17 protein-coding genes and 1 pseudogene are annotated in these 18,231 nt (G+C 61.9%); 7 read left to right on the forward strand and 11 right to left on the reverse strand.

What is annotated here, in order from left to right:
* Positions 1-10 precede the first annotated feature (10 nt).
* Positions 11-1,198 (forward strand): multidrug effflux MFS transporter, encoded by a 1,188-nt coding sequence (locus MJ639_RS06760; protein ID WP_243369543.1) that lies wholly within the window; start codon positions 11-13, stop codon positions 1,196-1,198.
* Here the strand turns inward: MJ639_RS06760 and MJ639_RS06765 are convergent.
* Positions 1,189-2,085, reverse strand: a complete 897-nt coding sequence (locus MJ639_RS06765) for a LysR family transcriptional regulator (protein ID WP_243369545.1) — start codon at positions 2,083-2,085, stop codon at positions 1,189-1,191. The genes MJ639_RS06760 and MJ639_RS06765 overlap by 10 nt on opposite strands.
* A 145-nt stretch (positions 2,086-2,230) precedes the next feature.
* Between MJ639_RS06765 and MJ639_RS06770 the strand changes: the two genes are divergently transcribed.
* The 4 genes from MJ639_RS06770 to MJ639_RS06785 are packed head-to-tail and all read left to right on the forward strand — an operon-like array spanning position 2,231 to position 5,856.
* Complete coding sequence (locus MJ639_RS06770; protein ID WP_243369547.1) at positions 2,231-3,430, forward strand: acyl-CoA dehydrogenase; 1,200 nt, start codon at positions 2,231-2,233, stop codon at positions 3,428-3,430.
* A 14-nt stretch (positions 3,431-3,444) separates the two neighbouring features.
* Complete coding sequence (gene dapB / locus MJ639_RS06775; protein ID WP_243369549.1) at positions 3,445-4,251, forward strand: 4-hydroxy-tetrahydrodipicolinate reductase; 807 nt, start codon at positions 3,445-3,447, stop codon at positions 4,249-4,251.
* Between the two features lie 4 nt (positions 4,252-4,255).
* Complete coding sequence (locus MJ639_RS06780) at positions 4,256-4,672, forward strand: hypothetical protein (protein WP_243369551.1); 417 nt, start codon at positions 4,256-4,258, stop codon at positions 4,670-4,672.
* Positions 4,669-5,856, forward strand: a complete 1,188-nt coding sequence (locus MJ639_RS06785; RefSeq protein WP_243369553.1) for a CaiB/BaiF CoA transferase family protein — start codon at positions 4,669-4,671, stop codon at positions 5,854-5,856. Before MJ639_RS06780 ends, MJ639_RS06785 begins: the two co-directional genes overlap by 4 nt.
* A gap of 29 nt (positions 5,857-5,885) precedes the next feature.
* On the opposite strand, the gene MJ639_RS06790 is transcribed toward MJ639_RS06785, so the two are convergent.
* Positions 5,886-6,452 carry a TetR/AcrR family transcriptional regulator gene (locus MJ639_RS06790; RefSeq protein ID WP_243369555.1) on the reverse strand — a complete coding sequence of 189 codons (567 nt, stop codon included), beginning with the start codon at positions 6,450-6,452 and terminating at the stop codon, positions 5,886-5,888.
* Between the two features lie 145 nt (positions 6,453-6,597).
* On the opposite strand from MJ639_RS06790, the gene MJ639_RS06795 reads away from it, so the two are divergent.
* Both MJ639_RS06795 and MJ639_RS06800 read left to right on the forward strand, forming a co-directional pair.
* The gene (locus MJ639_RS06795; RefSeq protein ID WP_243369558.1) at positions 6,598-7,731 is read left to right on the forward strand and encodes an efflux RND transporter periplasmic adaptor subunit; all 1,134 of its coding nucleotides are present in this window, start codon (positions 6,598-6,600) and stop codon (positions 7,729-7,731) included.
* A gap of 11 nt (positions 7,732-7,742) precedes the next feature.
* A complete protein-coding gene (locus MJ639_RS06800; RefSeq protein WP_243369560.1) occupies positions 7,743-10,826 on the forward strand; it encodes an efflux RND transporter permease subunit in 3,084 nt (1,027 codons plus the stop codon).
* A 106-nt stretch (positions 10,827-10,932) separates the two neighbouring features.
* Here the strand turns inward: MJ639_RS06800 and MJ639_RS06805 are convergent, their stop codons facing one another.
* The 9 genes and pseudogenes from MJ639_RS06805 to MJ639_RS17905 all read right to left on the reverse strand — a co-directional run.
* On the reverse strand, positions 10,933-11,088 hold the full coding sequence (locus tag MJ639_RS06805; RefSeq protein ID WP_243369562.1) for a hypothetical protein: 156 nt from the start codon (positions 11,086-11,088) through the stop codon (positions 10,933-10,935).
* Between the two features lie 9 nt (positions 11,089-11,097).
* Positions 11,098-11,391, reverse strand: coding sequence for a transcriptional repressor (locus tag MJ639_RS06810; protein ID WP_243369564.1), 294 nt, complete (start codon positions 11,389-11,391; stop codon positions 11,098-11,100).
* Positions 11,392-11,592: 201 nt separating this feature from the next.
* A complete protein-coding gene (locus MJ639_RS06815) occupies positions 11,593-12,003 on the reverse strand; it encodes a Fur family transcriptional regulator (protein ID WP_243369566.1) in 411 nt (136 codons plus the stop codon).
* A gap of 158 nt (positions 12,004-12,161) precedes the next feature.
* Complete coding sequence (locus MJ639_RS06820; RefSeq protein WP_243369568.1) at positions 12,162-13,337, reverse strand: Gfo/Idh/MocA family protein; 1,176 nt, start codon at positions 13,335-13,337, stop codon at positions 12,162-12,164.
* A 13-nt stretch (positions 13,338-13,350) separates the two neighbouring features.
* A complete protein-coding gene (locus MJ639_RS06825; protein WP_243369570.1) occupies positions 13,351-14,406 on the reverse strand; it encodes a sugar phosphate isomerase/epimerase family protein in 1,056 nt (351 codons plus the stop codon).
* A gap of 123 nt (positions 14,407-14,529) precedes the next feature.
* The gene (locus MJ639_RS06830; RefSeq protein WP_243369572.1) at positions 14,530-15,480 is read right to left on the reverse strand and encodes an ABC transporter substrate-binding protein; all 951 of its coding nucleotides are present in this window, start codon (positions 15,478-15,480) and stop codon (positions 14,530-14,532) included.
* A 66-nt stretch (positions 15,481-15,546) separates the two neighbouring features.
* Complete coding sequence (locus tag MJ639_RS06835) at positions 15,547-16,545, reverse strand: ABC transporter permease (protein WP_243369574.1); 999 nt, start codon at positions 16,543-16,545, stop codon at positions 15,547-15,549.
* Positions 16,542-17,369: an ATP-binding cassette domain-containing protein gene (locus MJ639_RS17900; RefSeq protein ID WP_423790762.1), complete on the reverse strand. Its 828-nt coding sequence runs from the start codon at positions 17,367-17,369 to the stop codon at positions 16,542-16,544. The genes MJ639_RS06835 and MJ639_RS17900 overlap by 4 nt, the downstream gene beginning before the upstream one ends.
* Positions 17,370-17,567: 198 nt before the next feature.
* Positions 17,568-17,993 (reverse strand): annotated as a pseudogene (locus tag MJ639_RS17905) (ATP-binding cassette domain-containing protein); the annotation flags it as partial.
* Positions 17,994-18,231: the final 238 nt, after the last annotated feature.

Here is an 18,231-nt window from a genome sequence, read left to right on the forward strand (position 1 = left end):
AGCCTTTTTCATGAGATCCGTTTTTCTGCGCAACGCGCTCGTCCTCGGCATGCTGTCCGCCATCGGACCTTTTGCCATCGACATGTACCTGCCGGCCTTCCCCGCGATTGCCCGCGAGCTTCAGGTCGATGTCAGCGCGGTGCAGATGAGCCTGATGAGCTTCTTCCTGGCAGTCGCCATCTGTCAGTTGGCTTATGGGCCGCTTGCGGACCGTTTCGGACGCAAGCCGCCGCTTTATTTCGGGCTTGGTCTGTTCACCCTGAGCAGCATCGGCTGCAGCTTCGCGCCCAATGTGGAGACGCTCATCGCGTTACGCTTCCTGCAAGGTGTGGGTTCGTGCGCGGCCATGGTGATTCCCCGGGCGATCATTCGCGACCTGCATACAGGCCATGAGGCCGCGCGCCTGATGGCGACCACCATGCTGGTGTTCAGCGTCTCGCCTATCCTCGCACCGCTTGCGGGCAGCATGCTTACTGCGTTCTACAGCTGGCGCATCATCTTCTGGGCCATCGCAGCCATCGGCCTTGGCGGCATGGCGGTGCTGTTCTTCCTGCTGCCGGAGACGCGGCCGGAGGAGGCTGGCAAGCGCGGCATCGGCCAAGCCTTCGCCACCTACAAGAACCTGCTCAAGGATCGCCGCTTCCTCGGCGTCAGCTTCACCGGCGGCTTCAGCCAGGCGAGCTTCTTCGCGTATCTTGCAGGTTCCTCCGTGATCTTCATCGAGCATTATGGATTGTCGCCGTCGCAATACAGCATGATCTTCGCCTCGAACGCGATTGCCTTCATCGGCAGCGCGCAATTCAACAGCACCCTCATGCGCCGCTTCGGCGCTGAGCGTCTGGTACGCACGGCCATTTCCGGCTTCGTCACGCTCGTGACCCTGCTGTTTGTTCTGACGCTTCTGGGTGTCGATAATGCCTATATTCTCTGGGGGCTTCTGTTCGTCTCGTTCGGATGCCTCGGCTTCGTCATTCCATCGACAGCGGTACTGGCGCTCGAAGAGCACGGGCCGATTGCGGGAACGGCCTCCGCGCTTATGGGCACGCTGCAGCTCAGCACGGGTGCGGTAATGATCGCGCTCACCAGCGCACTCTACAACGGAACGTCGTTGTCGATGGTCGGCTGCATCGCGTTCTGTGGCTGGGTGGCGTTCACCTTGAGCATGCGCGTGCTCAAGACGAAGCACGTTTATCCCTGACGGCTCTCGTCCAGAATCCAATCGCGGAAGGAGCGCACCAGCGGTGCTTCGGCCTTGTGTTCGGGATAGACGAGATAATAGGCGCCGACGCTCAGGACGCTTTGGGGAAAGAGAATTTCCAGGCGTCCCGAGGCAAGCTCGTCCGCGATCAGGAAATGCGGGATGAGGCCGACGCCGAGATCGGCGGCGGCAGCCTGCGCCACCATGGCGAATTGCTCGAAGCGCGGGCCGCGCATGGGGTTGCCGGCATCCACATTTACGATTGAGAACCATTCCGCCCAGGCCGTCGGGCGAGTGCTCTGCTGCAGCAGGGTGGCGCGGGTGAGATCTTCCGGCGCCTTGATCTTTTCACGCTTGTGATAGGCCGGGCTGCACACGGGCACGGCTTCTTCCCGGCGCAGCAGCTCGCAGATCGCGCCGGGCCAATGCGGCTCGCCGAAATGGATCGCCGCATCGAAGGGCTCTGCCGCAAAATCGAACGGCACGAGGCGAACGCCGAAATTCACCGTCGCATCCGGATGCTTGGTCATGAAGTGCGGAATGCGCGGAATGAGCCAGCGGGTGCCGAAGGTCGGCAGCGTCGCGAGGTTCAAGACCCCGCTGGTGCCTGAGAGCGCGATGGCCTGATGGGTGGCATCCGACAGCTCGGAGAGGGTGCCGCGGACCTGCGAGGCATAAAGACGGCCCACATCGGTCAGCACTACGCGCTGGCGGGAGCGGCTGAAGAGGGAGACGCCAAGCGAATCCTCGAGCTGCTGGATCTGCCGGGAGACCGCGCTCTGGGTGAGGTTCAGTTCCTCGGCGGCGCGGGAGACGCTGCCATGCCGGGCCGTGGCCTCGAATGCGAGAAGATTGCCGATATTGGGCAGAAAGCCGCGACGGAGCACCAGTTCATTCCGTTTTCGAATAACCTGCTGCGAAGATGTCGCTTTACTTCCGTGCTGTCCAGCGCGATTTTTCCGGCAAATTTCAAGAGGTTTACCCGGCGCTCCGGAGGGGTCTCCAGCGCCGTATCCAGAAGGAATGCTCATCATGGCCGGCGCAAAGCACGAACTCGCGAAGCTCAAGTGGGAGGACCCGCTCCTCCTCGACGATCTGCTCACCGACGACGAGCGCATGATCCGCGACACGGCCCGCGCCTATGCTCAGGACAAGCTCCTGCCGCGCGTGATCGACGCCTATCGCGAGGAGCGCACGGACCGCGAGATCTTCAACGAGATGGGCGAGCTCGGCCTTCTCGGCGTGACCTTGCCGGAGGATTACGGCTGCGCCGGCGCGTCCTACGTCGCCTATGGCCTTGTCGCCCGTGAGGTAGAGCGCGTCGATTCCGGCTACCGCTCCATGATGAGCGTGCAATCCTCGCTCGTCATGTATCCGATCTACGCCTATGGCTCCGAGGAGCAGCGTAAGAAGTATCTGCCCAAGCTGGCCTCGGGCGAATTCGTGGGTTGCTTCGGCCTCACCGAGCCGGATGCAGGTTCCGATCCCGCTGGCATGAAGACCCGCGCGCAGAAGATCGACGGGGGCTACCGCCTTACCGGTACGAAGATGTGGATTTCGAACTCCCCCATCGCCGATGTGTTCGTGGTGTGGGCGAAGTCGGAAGCGCATGACAACGAGATCCGCGGCTTCGTGCTGGACAAGGGCATGAAGGGCCTCTCCGCGCCGAAGATCGGCGGAAAGCTCTCCCTGCGTGCTTCCATCACCGGCGAGATCGTCATGGACGGCGTCGAGGTCGGTGAGGATGCGCTGCTGCCGAACGTGTCGGGCCTGAAGGGTCCGTTCGGCTGTCTCAACCGCGCGCGCTACGGCATCTCCTGGGGCGCGTTGGGTGCGGCGGAAGATTGCTGGCATCGCGCTCGCCAGTACACGCTCGACCGCAAGCAGTTCGACAGGCCGCTGGCAGCAACCCAGCTCGTGCAGAAGAAGCTTGCTGACATGATGACCGAGATCACGCTGGGCCTCCATGCTTCGCTCCGCGTCGGCCGCCTCTTCGATGAAGGCCGCATGGCGCCGGAGATGATCTCCCTCGTGAAGCGCAACAATTGCGGCAAGGCGCTCGACATCGCCCGCCAGGCTCGTGACATGCATGGCGGCAACGGTATCCAGGAAGAATACCACGTGATGCGCCACGCGCAGAACCTGGAGACGGTGAACACCTATGAGGGCACGCACGACGTGCACGCTCTCATCCTCGGTCGCGCACAGACGGGTCTGCAGGCTTTCTTCTAAGAAAGGACTTAGCGATGCCTCTTCGCATCACGCTCGCAGGAGCAACAGGTTGGGTCGGCAAGGCCCTGGTGGCTGCGATTGCAGCCGCCGACGATCTGGAACTGGCGGGCGCGGTGAGCCGCAGCGCTGCAGGTCAGGATGCAGGAGAGGCCGCAGGCCTCTCCCGTCTTGGCGTGACGATCAGCGCAACCCTTGAAGAGGCATTGAAAGCACCATCCGACGTGGTGATCGACTATACCAAGCCTAATGCGGTCAAGGCGCATGCCCTGACCGCACTCGCGCATGGCCGTCATGTGGTCGTCGGCACATCGGGTCTCTCGGCGGAAGAATACGCAGAGATCGATGCTGTCGCGCAGAAAGCCGGACGCGGTGTGCTCGCAGCCGGAAACTTCTCGATCACCGCGACGCTGCTGCGCCGCTTCGCGCTTGAAGCCGCGCGCTATGTGCCTGACGTGGAAGTGATCGATTACGCTTCCGCGAAGAAGCCCGACACGCCTTCCGGCACGGCGCGTGAACTCGCTGAGCTTCTGAGTGAAGTCCGCCAGCCTGCAACGTCGAAAGCCGTCGATGAGCTCACCGGCGTGCAGGAAACGCGCGGTGGCGCTCTCGGCGCGAAAGAGCCTGTGCAGGTTCATTCACTGCGCATGCCATCCTTCGTCCTCTCGTGTGAGGCCGTGTTCGGCGCGGACAACGAGCGGCTCGTCATCCGTCACGATGCCGGATCGTCCGCCGCGCCTTATGTGACCGGCACGCTGCTCGCCGCACGTCGCGTCTCGTCCTTCACCGGATTGAAGCGCGGCCTCGATGCCGTGATGGATTAAGAATGTGAAGCGAGTCGTAGTGCTTGCATCCTTGTCTCTGACGTTCAGCATCGGAATTGCCAAAGGTGCTGATCTCAAGGATGAAAAGGCTTTATCTGTGGGCCTGATCATTTCCCCGATCGGACCAGCAGGTTGGCAAGATGAGCAGTACCGATATACAGCCGCGATGTATGGTCCGGTCACTCATTCTAAGATCAAGGCCGTCTGTTGGCCCGATATGAGGGTTTGCCAAAGCTCAGCCTATGTTCTTTGCGACCTCGAAGATCCCGCCGTCGCTGAGACATTAAAGGGCTCGCAGGTCGAGACCTTGAAGCTGGATCAAGCCCCGCAATGCATACTGCAAGAAAACCTGTCTCGACTGGAAAAAGGCGAGGATTTCTTGCGAGGCTCAATCACCTATAGAAAAGGTGCGCGCCCTTGAAAGAGCAGCAAAATCGCCCCCTTAAGGGCCTGAAGGTTCTCGAACTCGCCCGCATTCTCGCCGGTCCCTGGGTCGGCCAGTTGCTTGCCGATCTCGGCGCCGATGTGGTGAAGGTGGAGCGTCCCGGTGCGGGTGACGACACGCGCGGCTGGGGTCCTCCCTTTGTGGAGGCAGCGGATGGCGGCGATCTCTCGGCGGCTTACTTTCATTCCTGCAATCGCGGCAAGCGTTCCATCGCGGTCGATTTCGAAAGCGAAGAGGGGCAGGCGCTCGTGCGCAAGCTCGCGTCACATGCGGATGTGGTGATCGAGAACTTCAAAGTCGGTGGCTTGAAGAAATACGGTCTCGATTACGAGAGCCTGAAAGCCGTCAATCCACGCCTCGTCTATTGCTCCATCACGGGCTTCGGTCAGAACGGACCTTATGCGGCGCGTGCAGGCTACGATTTCATGATCCAGGGCCTCGGCGGCATCATGGATCTCACCGGCGATCCTGAGGGTGAGCCGCAGAAGATCGGCGTGGCTTACGTCGATATTTTCACCGGAGTCTATTCGGTGGTCGGCATTCTGGCAGCCTTACGCCAGCGCGACGTGACGGGGGAGGGCACGCATCTCGACATGGCGTTGCTTGACGTGCAGACGAGCGTACTCGCCAACCAGGCGATGAACTATCTCGCCTCCGGCAAATCGCCACGCCGCATGGGCAACGCGCATCCCAACATCGTGCCCTATCAGGTGTTTCCGGTCGCAGACGGTCACGTCATCGTGGCGGTCGGCAATGACGGCCAATTTTCTCGCTTCGTCGCCGTTCTGGGCCAGCCCGAACTGGCGCAGGACGAGCGCTTTGCCACCAATGCGGGTCGTGTGCGCCATCGCACCGAACTCGTGCCGGTTCTGACGAAACTCACCCTGGAGACGACGCGCGAGGCATTGCTGTCGGCGCTCGAAAAGCAGGGTGTGCCGGCGGGCCCGATCAACACGGTCGAGGATGTGTTCGCCGATCCCCAGGTGATCGCGCGCGGCATGAGGCTCGATCTTCCGTCAGCGGTTGCGAAGGGCGGGACTATTCCGTCCGTGCGCTCGCCTATCGTCATGAACGGCGAGCCGATGGCGGCGTCGCGTCCCTCGCCGCGTTTGGGCGAGCATACGGACGAGGTTCTGAGCGATCCGTCCTGGATGGCTTAGAGCCTGGAGCGCAAAAGCGCTTCGATGCTTCAGGATGCGATGCCCTTCGTGAGCAGGCGGTTGATGAGCTGGACGATCCGCTCGCGATCCTGATCGGAGAAGGGGCTGAGGTTATGCATCTCGAGATTGCTGAGGCCTTCGACCGCGAGCCAGCCGAGAAGCGCGGCATCGAGATCATCGGAATTGGCTTTGAGACGATCCAACGTTTCAGCGATCACCGTGCGAACGGGGTCAAGAAGACGGGGATTCTCGGCAGTCGCGACCATCAACCCGGTCGCGACTTCCTGCATTTTTCCGCCGCAGCACATGTTAAGAAGAGTCTTGGTGGCGAGGCGCGCCTCCAGATTGGGGCCAGGCTCCATCTGGGCGCGCAAAGCCTCCCGGGATTCGGTCACCTGGTCGATCATGCGCTGGATCATGGCCTGAAGCAGCGCATCCTTGCTGGGAAAGTTGTAGAGGAGGCCGCCCTTGCTGAGGCCTGCCCTTTCGGCCACGGCATCGAGGGTCAGACGGCCAGCCCCGATTTCCGCAACAAGCTCCGCAGCCGCGTCGAGAATTTTCTCGCGGGAACTCTTGCGGCCTCGGGTGTTTTCCATGTTTGGCAACTCTTGCAACTAAACCGTCCAGTCGGTATATAAATGCTGCCGCGGCATTGGCGTCAAGGGCAAGTTGAGCTATTGCCGCACCCTCATCTTATGTCTGTAGCCCGCCCGGCGGGCCTGTAACTTCTGGAAGAAGCCCATGAAACGGCGCCTCGTAGTCGGTCTCGTCTTTACTCTTTCGATCCTGCTCTGTGCCGGGCTGATTTGGTTCAACTTCTTCCGGGACAAGATGATCAAGGACTTCTTCGCCAACATGCAGCCGCCGGCCCAGACGGTGTCCGCGGCCAAGGTTGAGGCGAAGACCTGGACCCCGAGCATCAGCGCCATCGGTACGGCCAAGGCCGCCAACGGCGTCGAGCTGGCCTTCGAGACTCCTGGCATCGTCAAGGAGATCAAGTTCAAGGCGAACCAGAAGATCCAGAAGGGCGATGTGCTCGTTCAGCTCGACGACACGGTCGAGCGCGCGGACATCCAGGATGTTCAAGCCAACGTCAAGACGGCGGAGAGTGCCTTCGAGCGCGCCAAGGCTTTGTCGAACCGCGGCTATGGCACGGAGGCCAATCTCGATCAGGCGAGTGCCTTGTTTGCCGCAGCACGCTCGCGCCTCGCGCGTCTGGAAGCCACCATTGAGCAGAAGGCTCTGAAGGCGCCGTTCTCCGGCGTGATCGGCATTCCGCGCGTCGATGTGGGCCAGTATCTGCAGCCCGGTTCCGTGATCGCGAGCTTCCAGGATCTCGATTCCATGAAGGTCGACTTCACGGTGCCCGAGCAGATGGCAGAGCAGGTCAAGCTCGATCAGGAAGTGCGCTTAGGCGTGAATGAGACCAATCTGCCCTTCAAGGGCCGCGTGATCGGCAAAGACCCCCGCGTCGATCCCAAGACCCGCCTCGTCTCCGTGCAGGCTCTCATCGAGGACAACAAGGACAGGGCGATCCTGCCGGGTCAGTTCCTCCATGTGGAAGTCGTTCTGCCGGAGCAGCCCAACGTCATCACCGTGCCACAGACGGCTGTCATCACCAGCCTGTACGGGGATTACGTCTACACGGTCGAGCAGGAAGAGCGGGCGGGCAATCAGGTCCAGGTCGCCAAGCAGGTCTTCGTGAAGACCGGCCGCCGCCGTGGTGGCGTGCTCGAAGTTCTCTCGGGCATCCAGCCGGGTCAGCAGGTCGTGGCTTCAGGGCAGAACAAGCTGCAGTCCGGCGCCACCGTCAAGATCGACAATACCATTGATGTGACGAAGCTCGACGCGACCAAGCTCGCGAACGGGCAATAGGCAAAAACGTCATGAGTTTCACAGAGCTTTTCATCCGCCGCCCCGTTCTGTCGATGGTGGTGAGTCTCCTGATCCTGCTGCTCGGTGCGCAGGGTCTGATGAACTTGCAGGTGCGTCAGTACCCGGAAGTCAAGGAGACCACGATCACGGTCACGACGGCTTATGTCGGCGCCAGCGCCGACCTGATCCAGGGCTTCATCAGCACGCCCATCGCCAAATCCGTCTCGAGCGCGGAAGGCGTGGATTACGTGACCACGCAGAGCCGTCAGGGCGTCAGCACGGTCTCCGTGCGCATGCGCCTGAACACCGACCCGAACGCCGCTCTCACCGAGGTGACCGCCAAGGTGCAGCAGATCCGCGCGCAGCTTCCGCAGGAGGCTGAGGATCCGGTGATCATGAAGGGCACGGGCCAGAGCTTCGCCCTCATGTACATCACCTTCGGCTCGACGGAGATGAATTCGGAACAGGTCTCGGAATTCCTGACCCGTGTCGTGCAGCCGCGTTTCGCGACGCTCGAAGGCGTCGGCAACGCCGAAATTCTCGGCGGGCGCGATTTCGCCATGCGCGTGTGGATCGACCCTGTGCGGCTCGCTTCGCGCGGCGTGACGGCGGGCGATGTGGTGCAGGCGATCAACGCCAACAACTTCCTCGCCGCTCCCGGCAAGACGAAGAACGAATACGTCGCCTACACGCTCGACATGCAGACCACGCTGCAGACGCCCGATACCTTCGGCGCGCTGCCGATCCGTTCCAACGGCGACCAGGTCGTGCGCCTGCGCGACGTGGCGGATGTGGAACTTGGCCCTAAGAGCACCGACACCATCGTCAGCTTCAACGGCAGCGAGGGCACCTTCATCGGCATCGTGCCGACGCCTTCCGCCAACCCGCTGACCGTTGCCGATGAAGTGACCCGCGCCATTGACTCGATCCGTCCGACCCTGCCCAAGGGCATGACGGTGGAGATCGTTTACGACGCCTCGAACTTCATCTCGGCATCGATCGAAGAGGTGTTCAAGACCATCGGCGAAGCAGCGCTCATCGTCGTGGTGGTGATCCTTCTGTTCCTCGGCTCCTTCCGTTCGGTGCTGATCCCGGTCGTCACGATTCCTCTCTCGCTGATCGGCGTGTGTTTCTTCCTTTACGCGCTGGGTTACTCGATCAACCTCCTGACCCTGCTCGCCATGGTGCTGGCCATCGGTCTCGTGGTCGACGACGCCATCGTGGTGCTGGAGAACATTCACCGGCATATCGAGGAAGGGCTCAAACCTGTCGAAGCGGCGATCGTGGGCATGAAGGAAATCTTCATCCCCATCGTTTCGATGACGATCACGCTCGCGGCTGTGTATGCGCCTATCGGCTTCACCCAAGGCCTGACGGGCTCGCTCTTCCGAGAGTTCGCCTTCACGCTAGCCGGCGCCGTCATCATCTCGGGCATCGTCGCCGTGACCCTCTCGCCGATGATGTCCTCGAAGCTCCTGAAGTCGCATGGCTCGCAGAGCCGTTTCGCCGCCTTCGTCGATCGCACCTTCACGCGGCTCGAGAACTGGTATGCGCGGCGCCTGAAGGGTTCGCTCGACTATCGCGCCGTCACTCTCGTGATCGTTGCGGTGCTGCTCGGCACCACGGTGTTCCTGTTCACGAAGACCAGCTCCGAGCTGGCGCCGGAAGAGGATCAGGGCGCTTATCTCGGCATCTTGAACGTGCCGAAATACGCAACCGCCGAATACACCCAGGCCTTCTCCAAGCAATTCACGAATGCGGCCGAGAAGATTCCTGAGATCGATGACAGCTTCCTGATCGTCGGCATCGACGGCGGTGGCGCAGGCTTCTTCGGCTTCAAGCTCAAGGAATGGAGCGAGCGCGACAAGAAAGGCGAGGCGACCAAGCAGGAAATTCAGAACTTGCTGAATCAGAACGCCGGCGTTCAGGCCTTCGCCTTCGCGCCTCCGTCCCTGCCCGGCGGCGGCGATGGCCTGCCGATCCAGTTCGTGCTGCGCACCATCGGCGATTCCTCTCAGGCCTATGAGGTCGCGGAACAGATTCGCAAGGAAGCGATGAAGTCCGGCAAGTTCATCGTGGTGCAGAACTCGATCTCCTACGAGACGCCGCGTGCCCGCATCGTGATCGATCGTGATCGTGCGGCGGCGCTGGGCGTTCAGGTCTCCGAGATCGGCAACACCCTGGGTGCCCTCGTCGGCGGTGCGTCGATCTCCAAGTTCGACCGCGACAACCGCAGCTATGACGTGGTGAGCCAAGTGCGCCAGCAGGATCGCCTCAATCCGGAGCGTCTGGCTGAGTATTATGTGCGCGCCTCGGACGGCTCGATGGTGCCGCTCTCCGCCCTCGTCAGCATCAAGACAGATGCGGCGCCGGCAGTGATCGAGCAGTTCAACCAGCTCAACTCGGCAACGGTTGGCGCATTACCTCTGCCTGGCGTCACCACCTCGGAAGGCCTGGCGACCCTGCGCGAGATCGCGCAAAGGGTCATGCCCCAGGGCTTTTATGAGGATTATGCCGGTCAGTCGCGCCTCGAGATCCAGGAGGGAAGCTCGATCTTCCTCGCCTTCGGTCTCGCGATCATCGTGATCTATCTGGTGCTGGCGGCGCAGTTCGAGAGCTTCCGCGATCCGTTCATCATCATGATGTCGGTGCCGCTCTCCATGTTCGGCGCCATGATCTTCCTCAATCTCGGCTTGGCTACGCTGAACATCTATACGCAGGTGGGTCTGATCACCCTGGTGGGTCTGATCACCAAGCACGGCATTCTCATGGTGGAGTTTGCCAACGAACTGAAGGAGAAGAACGGCGTCAGCAAGCGTGAGGCCATCCAGGAAGCCGCGCGCGTGCGTCTGCGTCCGATTCTCATGACCACGGCCGCCATGGTGCTCGGCGTCGCTCCGCTGCTCTATGCCAGCGGCGCGGGTGCGGCGGCTCGTTTCTCCATGGGTCTCGTGATCGCCTCGGGCATGTCCATCGGCACGATCTTCACCCTCTTCGTGGTGCCGATGTTCTACACCTACATCTCCAAGGAGACCGTGCGGGGCACGAAGGCGAGCCATGAGCCCGCCCACCGCCAAGCTCTCGCAGCGGAGTAAAAACGAAAAGGCCGGGTGAGGAACCCGGCCTTTTTCATGATGAAGTCAAAGAGAAAGGCGGAGGCGCTTAACGTCTCCGCCTTTTCTAATTTCCGGTGTCGGCTTTTTAAGCCTGGCGGGTCATCTCGCCTTCGACTTCCATGAAGGGCGAGATCGACCGGAAGCCGGCCTGTTCGGCGGCCTTGCGGACGGCTTCGGCCACTTCCGTGGAATGGACCTCGATGGTCTCGCCTGTCTTGGAATCCACGAACATGATCTTCATGGCGTTCACTTACGGCTGGCCATGGGAGACCACGTAGGAGTTCTGCGTGGCGAGGCGGTGAACGAGGCCTGCATCGCGCAGGAAGTCCAGAGCCCGGTAGATCGTGACCGGGGCGAGGCGCTTCTTGTCGCTGCTGAGACGGTCGACGAGATCATAGGCGCCGACCGGGCCGCCGCTCTGGACGAGCTCGCGGTAAACCCGCTCGCGGATCGGGGTCAGGCGCAGATTGTTCTGACGGCACAGATCATCGGCGCGACGGAGGAGATTCTCTTCTTCTTCTTTTCTGAGGGCTCGGGTATTCATGGTCCACGCTCCTGTTATTTCAGAACCTACATATTCATATAGGGTAAGCGTCTTGCAGACAATGTGTTATCGTTGCAATCAACTATTGCAATTACGCATATTACCCAACGGAAGCTGGCGATTTGGCAGACAGATTCCCTAAGAGTGCAGCTATTGCACCGTAGTAACGTTTCTAAAGTGGGAAGGTTCCAGCAGAAGAAGTCACTTCGAGCAGGCTTCGCAGAGACCCCGGATCTCTACGGTAACCTTCTTGGAGCAGAAGGCATTCTCGTCGCCCCATTGCAGGAGCCGCTCATTGATGCCCGGGTCGCTGAACTCTGTCACCAGGCCACAATTCTCGCAGATGGCGAAGGCCGCCATCTCGTGATGGTGGGGGTGCTTGCAGGCCACATAGGCATTGATGCTCTCGAGCCGGTGGGCCAAGCCTTTCTCGATCAGCTTGTCGAGGGAGCGATAGACCGTCGGGGGCGTCACAGCGCCCTTGGACCGCATCTTGTCGAGCACCTCATAGGCCGAGAGGGGATTCTGAGCAGCGGTCAGGATCCGGTGAACGCGCTTCTGCGTATCGTTCAGTTCCTCGAGGGCATGATGATGATGGTCGTGCGCGGCCATGACGGGGTCGGGTTTCCGGAGAGGGCTTGGTCAGCCCTATACGTCATGATTGCGGAGATGATTTCAAGGCGTGAGGCCAGGATCTGTGCGGATAGAGCATGGGCCGTGACGAAAAATCCGCTGCCTTCGGGCAAAGGCAACGGATCGTCAGCAGAAGGTCACAGGTCGACCCACGCGGCCTTTTCCTGCGAGGAGCGAACGGCGGCCTCGATGAAGCGCACGCCGCGCACCCCGTGCTCGACATTGGGCACCTGCAGGGAGAACGGGTTGGGCTCACGTCCCTCGATGCGGGCTGCAATCTGCTCGGCCACATCGGTATAGAGCTGGGCGAAACCTTCCAGATAGCCTTCCGGATGCCCGCCAGGAATGCGCGAGGCCGCGCGCGACACATCGTTGGCGCCATAGCCGTTGCGGCGGATGATCTGGGGCGGCTCTCCCAGCGGCGAGAAGAACAGCAGGTTCGGATTCTCCTGATGCCATTCGAGGCCAGCCTTCTCGCCATAGACGCGGATCTTGAGGCCGTTCTCGAGGCCCGCCGCCACTTGGCTGCACCAGAGCATGCCCTTCGCGCCGGAGGCAAAGCGCAGCATCATATGCGCATTGTCATCGAGCTTCCGACCCTGCACGAAGGTGTGCAGTTCGGCTGAGAGGGACGCGACCTCGTCTGCGACAATGAACTCGGCAAGGTTGAAGGCATGGGTCCCGATATCGCCGACGGCGCCTGCTGGGCCCGAGCGGGAAGGGTCTGTGCGCCACTCGGCCTGCTTGCTGCCGGTTTCCTCGACACGCGTGGCAAGCCAGTCCTGTGCGTATTCCACCTGCACGACGCGGATCGCGCCGAGATCGCCCGCCTGCACCATGGCGCGGGCCTGTCGCACGAGCGGATAGCCGGTGTAATTGTGGGTGACGGCGAAGATCAGTCCGGATTCGCGCGCAAGCTGCGCCAGCCTGTCGGCCTCCTGCCGCGTGGTGGTGAGCGGCTTGTCGCAGATCACATGGATGCCAGCCTTGAGAAAGGCTTCGGCGGCTGCCGCGTGCGCATGGTTCGGCGTGACAATGGAAACCGCATCGATACCGTCCTCGCGCGCCGCTTCGCGCTGCGCCATTTCCTGGAAGCTGCCGTAATTGCGGTCCTGTGGCAGGAGCAGGTCCTCACCCGACAGGCGCGCCCGCTCAGGGTCCGACGAGAGTGCGCCGGCCACCAACTCCCAACGGTCGTCGATGCGCGCGGCGATGCGATGCACGGCGCCGATGAAGGCGCCGCGTCCGCCGCCGACCATGCCGAGGCGAAGACGGCGGTTGAGCTTCTGGTCCCGTGATCCTGCGATGGTCATGATGCCGTCTCCCTTAAGAGATGCCGAGCAGGCGGCGGTTCGCCGCCTCGTCCGTTCCGCCAGCCGCGAAATCGTCGAAGGCCTTTTCCGTCACGCGGATGATGTGCGCCTTGATGAATTCAGCGCCTTCCCGCGCACCGTCTTCCGGATGCTTCAGGGCGCATTCCCATTCCAGCACGGCCCAGGAATCGTAATCGTACTGCGCGAGCTTGGAGAAGATGGCGTTGAAATCCACCTGTCCGTCGCCGAGGGAACGGAAGCGGCCCGCGCGGTTGATCCAGCTCTCGTAGCCGCCATAGACGCCGACACGACCCGACGGATTGAACTCCGCGTCCTTGGCATGGAACGCCTTGATGCGCTCGTGATAGAGATCGATGAAGGCGATGTAGTCGAGCTGCTGCAGCAGGAAGTGGCTCGGATCGTAATTGATGCAGGCGCGCTTGTGTCCGCCCACCGCATCCACGAAGCGCTCGAAGGTGGCACCGTCATGGATATCCTCGCCGGGATGGATCTCGTAAGCCACGTCGCAATCCGCATCTTCATAGGCATCGAGAATGGGCTTCCAGCGGCGTCCCAATTCCTCGAACGCAGTCTCGACGAGGCCTGCCGGACGCTGCGGCCACGGATACATGAAGGGCCAGGCGAGCGCGCCGGGGAAGGTGACGCTGGCTTTCAGACCCAAACGCTTCGAGGCTTTCGCCGCCATCATCATCTGGTCGACGGCCCAGGCTTGGCGCGCCTTCGGATTGCCGCGGACTTCGGGAGCGGCAAATCCGTCGAAGGCTTCGTCATAGGCAGGGTGTACGGCCACGAGCTGGCCCTGAAGATGCGTGGAGAGTTCGGTGATCTCCATGCCGTGCGAACGGACGATGCCTTGAATCTCATCGCAATAGGCCGCCGATTCCGCTGCCTTCTTCAAATCGATGAGGCGTGCGTCCCAGGTGGGAATCTGAACGCCCTTGTAGCCAAGAGAGGCGGCCCATCGGCAGATCGAATCGAGAGAATTGAACGGCGCTTCATCGCCTGCGAATTGCGCGAGGAAGAGGCCAGGGCCCTTCATGGTCTTCATGGGTGAACTCCCGAATGCGACTGCGAAAAAGAGACTGACAGGCAAGGGAAAGCCGCCCGCTCATGCGCCTGCGGCTTGCCGTTGCCTCGCCCCTCGGTGAGGAGGGGCGAGGGTTCGCGGCCGTTAGAACGGCGATTCAGGGAAGTAATGCTCCTTGGCGTTGTCCTTCGTGATCAGCTGAGCGTTGAGCACGTAGGTGCCGCGCATGGGGGCGTTGGTGTAGAAATGCGCTGCAGTGACGCCCATGGCGGTGGAGATCATCGACGGCGGGTAGGACACGTCGGCGGGGATCATCTTGTCGCCGTCCATGACCTTCTTGATCATGTCCTTCATGCCGGCGCCGCCGAGGACGAACTTGATGTCCTCGCGTTTGGCCTGGCGGATGGCTTCCATGACGCCGAGCGCCATGTCGTCGTCCGAGGCCCACACCGCGTCGATCTTCGGATGCTTAGACAGGAAGTCCTGCATCACCTTGAATGCGTCGTCACGGTTCCAGTTGGCATATTGCTTGTCGATGACCTTCACGCCCGAGCCTTCGAGAGCCTTCTCGAAGTTCGACACGCGCTCCTCGTCGATCACGGTGGGAATGCCGCGGAAGACGACGACATTGCCCTGCTTCAGGTTGTCGACGAAGTATTTGCCTGCGACGCGGCCGAATTCCGGATTGTTGCCGGCGACATAGATGTCCTGGATCGAGGGATCCTTCAGGCCACGGTCGACGACCGTGATGAAGGTACCGCGCTTCTTCACTTCGCGAGCCGGGTTCGTCAGCTCGTCCGAGTTGAAGGGCAGGACGACGAGGGCGTCGACCTTCTGCGCCATGAGATCGTCGAGGGCGTTCGCCTGAGCCGCGCCGTCGGGCGAGGTCTTCACGATCACCTTGAGACCCGGATAGCCCTTCTCGAGCTGCTTGGCGGTTTCCTGAGCGTGATAGACCACGCCGCCGGTCCAGCCGTGAGTGGCGGCAGGAATCGAGACGGCGATCGTCACGTTCTTCTGCTGCGCCACCGCGCTCGTCGCCACGCCTGTCATCAGGCCTGCGGCGAGAGCGAGTTTGAGTGCCGTTGCTTTCATTCGTTCCTCCCTGGAGGGTTTGGTTTCAAGCCCTTCGTCCTTAGTTCCGGAGACTTCGCCCCGGTGTCATCGCCCGCGGTGGACGGACCGCTGCACGAGCATGGCGATAATGATGATGGCACCTTGAACCGCGCCCACGAGGAATTCGGAGACGAAGTTCGACAGCACCATGATGTTGGCGACGAGTTCGAGGATCACCGCGCCGACGACGGTGCCCCAGATGCGGCCGACGCCGCCCCTGAGCGCCGTGCCGCCGATGACGACGGCGGTGATAGCCTGCAATTCCCACAAAAGGCCCGTGGTGGGCGTGGCGGAGCCGAGGCGCGGCACATAGACCAGCACCGCGATGCCGACGCAGATGCCCTGGATGATGTAGGTGAGCGTGCGCACGCGCCAGATCGGCACGCCGGAATAGCGCGCCACGTCCTCGTTGGAGCCGAGCGCCACCACATGACGGCCGAACGAAGTACGGTAGAGGATCAGCGCGCCGATGGCGGCGACCACGAGGAAGGCGATGATCGGCACGGGGATGCCGAAGACGCTGCCGAAATAGACCGGGCGATAGAGTTCGCGCAGCTCGAAATTGCGCATGGTGATGGTGCCGCCGGCAGCAAGCCACACCACGAGCGAGCGGAAGATGCCCATGGTGCCCAGCGTCACGATAAAGGGCTCTATTCGCCCGAAAGTAACGATGAGGCCGTTGCCCAAGCCGCATGCGGCGCTCAGGCCGATGGCCACCAGCATGCCGATGGCGAGCGTGCTCGCATCCGCGCCGCCGAGCGAGTTGAGGGTGAGGATCATCACGCCCGCGGTCAGCGCCGCCATGGATCCGACGGACAAGTCGAGGCCGCCGCCGGCGATCACGAAGGTCGCGCCCACCGCGATGATGGCGATGAAGGCCGAGCGTGTGACGACGTTGAGGATGTTCGAAGCCGTCAGGAAGTCGGGATTGATGAGCGCGCCGGCGATCGCCAGCACGACCAGTGCGATGAAGGGCGAGAGCGCCCGCATGTCGATCTTGAATTTGCGCTTCTCGGCGCCGGTGCGAAGCACGGTTTCGGTCATGCGTGGCCCGCGGCGATTTCCGCCGCCCTTTCTTCATGAACGCCAGTGGCGAGATAAACGATGGAATCCTCGGAGAGATCGGCTTGCCGGACTTCGCCGGCGACGCGCCCATTGCGCATCACCACGACCCGGTGGCACAGGCCGATCAGCTCCTGCATTTCGGACGAGATGACGACGACCGAGAGTCCGTTCTCGGCAAGCCCCGCGATGAAGCGGTAGATCTGTTCCTTGGTGCCGATGTCGACGCCGCGCGTCGGCTCGTCGATGATGATGATGCGCGGATCGAGCAGCATCATCTTGGCAAGCAGGAGTTTCTGCTGGTTGCCGCCGGAGAGTTGGCCCGCCAAAAGATCGCGGCTGCGGGTACGGATGTCGAAATCCTTGATCGCGCCATCGAGCGCTTTCTCCTCTGCGCCTGCGTCGATGAAGGAGGCGCGGGTGAACTTGTCGAGGGCGGCGAGAGAGAGATTGACGCGCAAGTTCTGCTGCAGCAGCAAGCCCTTGCCCTTACGGTCTTCGGAGAGATAGACGATGCCCGCCGCCATGGCCTCGCGCGCATCGCGGAAATGAACGCTCTCGCCCCTGAGGGCGATCTTTCCATGGCTGGGGCGAAGGCCCACAATGCCCTCGAAGAGTTCCGTTCGGCCTGCGCCGATCAAGCCGCCGAAGCCGAGGATCTCGCCACGCTTCAACTCGAACGAGGCGCTCTCCACATAGCCCGGCACCGCCATGTCGCTGACCGAGAGGATCACGTGATCGGATGCGGTGGCCGGTTTGTCGGGATAGAGCTTCGACATGTCGCGACCGACCATGAGGCGCGCCATTTCGAGCGGTTCGAGCCCTTCGATATCGCGAGTCGCGATGTGGCGTCCGTCGCGCAGAACCGTCACGCGGTCGGCGATAGCTTTCACCTCGTTGAGGCGATGGGAGATGTAGAGCACCGCCACGCCGTGCTCGCGCAGCTTGCGGATGATGGTGAAAAGGCTTTCCGCCTCGATGGGGGTCAGCACCGCCGTCGGCTCGTCAAAGGCGACGAGCGTGTGCGGCACAAGAAGGGCGCGGGCGATCTGTACGAGCTGGCGGTCGGCAATCGACAGGCGCCTCACTTCGATGTCCGGATCGATGTTCGTTCCGAGTTCCGCCAGGATGCCACGCGTGCGCTCGCGCATGGTTTTGTCGTCGACGAAGCCGAAACGCCTGATCTCGCGCCCGAGAAACAGGTTCTGCGCGACCGTCAGGTCTTCGGCGAGCAGGATTTCCTGGTGGACCAGAACGATGCCGTGATGCTCCGCATCCACCGGCCCTGAAAAGGTGATCGGCTGCCCTTTGAAGGACAGGCTGCCTTTCGTGGGCTGGAGGTGGCCGGAGAGAATGCGCATGAGGGTGGATTTGCCCGCGCCGTTCTCGCCGATGACCGCATGAACCTCTCCGGGGCGCAGATCGAGTGAAATGCCGCTCAGGACCTCGATGGGTCCGAACGACTTCGAGATGTTCTCTGCGCGAAGAATGGCATCCATGCGCGGCTCCGGGTAAGCATCACCGTTCGCTGTCACGGTTGCGACAGCGTTGATTCGAGCAGTTAAGGAAAAAGGCGATCAGCTGGATGAGGCGCGTGCTGACATTCGTTTCCTCCGGCTTTCATCTCGTCCTCTGGCGGGACGTCTTTCATCGAACTAGGGGCATTCC

Source organism: Microvirga solisilvae (genome assembly GCF_022808595.1).
GTDB classification, from domain to species: Bacteria; Pseudomonadota; Alphaproteobacteria; order Rhizobiales; family Beijerinckiaceae; genus Microvirga; species Microvirga solisilvae.

What these genes read in the sequence shown, in the direction of transcription:
- MJ639_RS06760 (WP_243369543.1), top strand. Translation starts at nt 11, where the DNA reads ATGAGATCCGTTTTTCTGCGCAACGCGCTCGTCCTCGGCATGCTGTCC.
- MJ639_RS06770 (WP_243369547.1), top strand. Translation starts at nt 2,231, where the DNA reads ATGGCCGGCGCAAAGCACGAACTCGCGAAGCTCAAGTGGGAGGACCCG.
- dapB (WP_243369549.1), top strand. Translation starts at nt 3,445, where the DNA reads ATGCCTCTTCGCATCACGCTCGCAGGAGCAACAGGTTGGGTCGGCAAG.
- MJ639_RS06790 (WP_243369555.1), bottom strand. Translation starts at nt 6,452, where the DNA reads ATGGAAAACACCCGAGGCCGCAAGAGTTCCCGCGAGAAAATTCTCGAC.
- MJ639_RS06795 (WP_243369558.1), top strand. Translation starts at nt 6,598, where the DNA reads ATGAAACGGCGCCTCGTAGTCGGTCTCGTCTTTACTCTTTCGATCCTG.
- MJ639_RS06800 (WP_243369560.1), top strand. Translation starts at nt 7,743, where the DNA reads ATGAGTTTCACAGAGCTTTTCATCCGCCGCCCCGTTCTGTCGATGGTG.
- MJ639_RS06805 (WP_243369562.1), bottom strand. Translation starts at nt 11,088, where the DNA reads ATGAAGATCATGTTCGTGGATTCCAAGACAGGCGAGACCATCGAGGTC.
- MJ639_RS06810 (WP_243369564.1), bottom strand. Translation starts at nt 11,391, where the DNA reads ATGAATACCCGAGCCCTCAGAAAAGAAGAAGAAGAGAATCTCCTCCGT.
- MJ639_RS06815 (WP_243369566.1), bottom strand. Translation starts at nt 12,003, where the DNA reads ATGGCCGCGCACGACCATCATCATCATGCCCTCGAGGAACTGAACGAT.
- MJ639_RS06820 (WP_243369568.1), bottom strand. Translation starts at nt 13,337, where the DNA reads ATGACCATCGCAGGATCACGGGACCAGAAGCTCAACCGCCGTCTTCGC.
- MJ639_RS06825 (WP_243369570.1), bottom strand. Translation starts at nt 14,406, where the DNA reads ATGAAGACCATGAAGGGCCCTGGCCTCTTCCTCGCGCAATTCGCAGGC.
- MJ639_RS06830 (WP_243369572.1), bottom strand. Translation starts at nt 15,480, where the DNA reads ATGAAAGCAACGGCACTCAAACTCGCTCTCGCCGCAGGCCTGATGACA.
- MJ639_RS06835 (WP_243369574.1), bottom strand. Translation starts at nt 16,545, where the DNA reads ATGACCGAAACCGTGCTTCGCACCGGCGCCGAGAAGCGCAAATTCAAG.
- MJ639_RS17900 (WP_423790762.1), bottom strand. Translation starts at nt 17,369, where the DNA reads ATGGCGCGCCTCATGGTCGGTCGCGACATGTCGAAGCTCTATCCCGAC.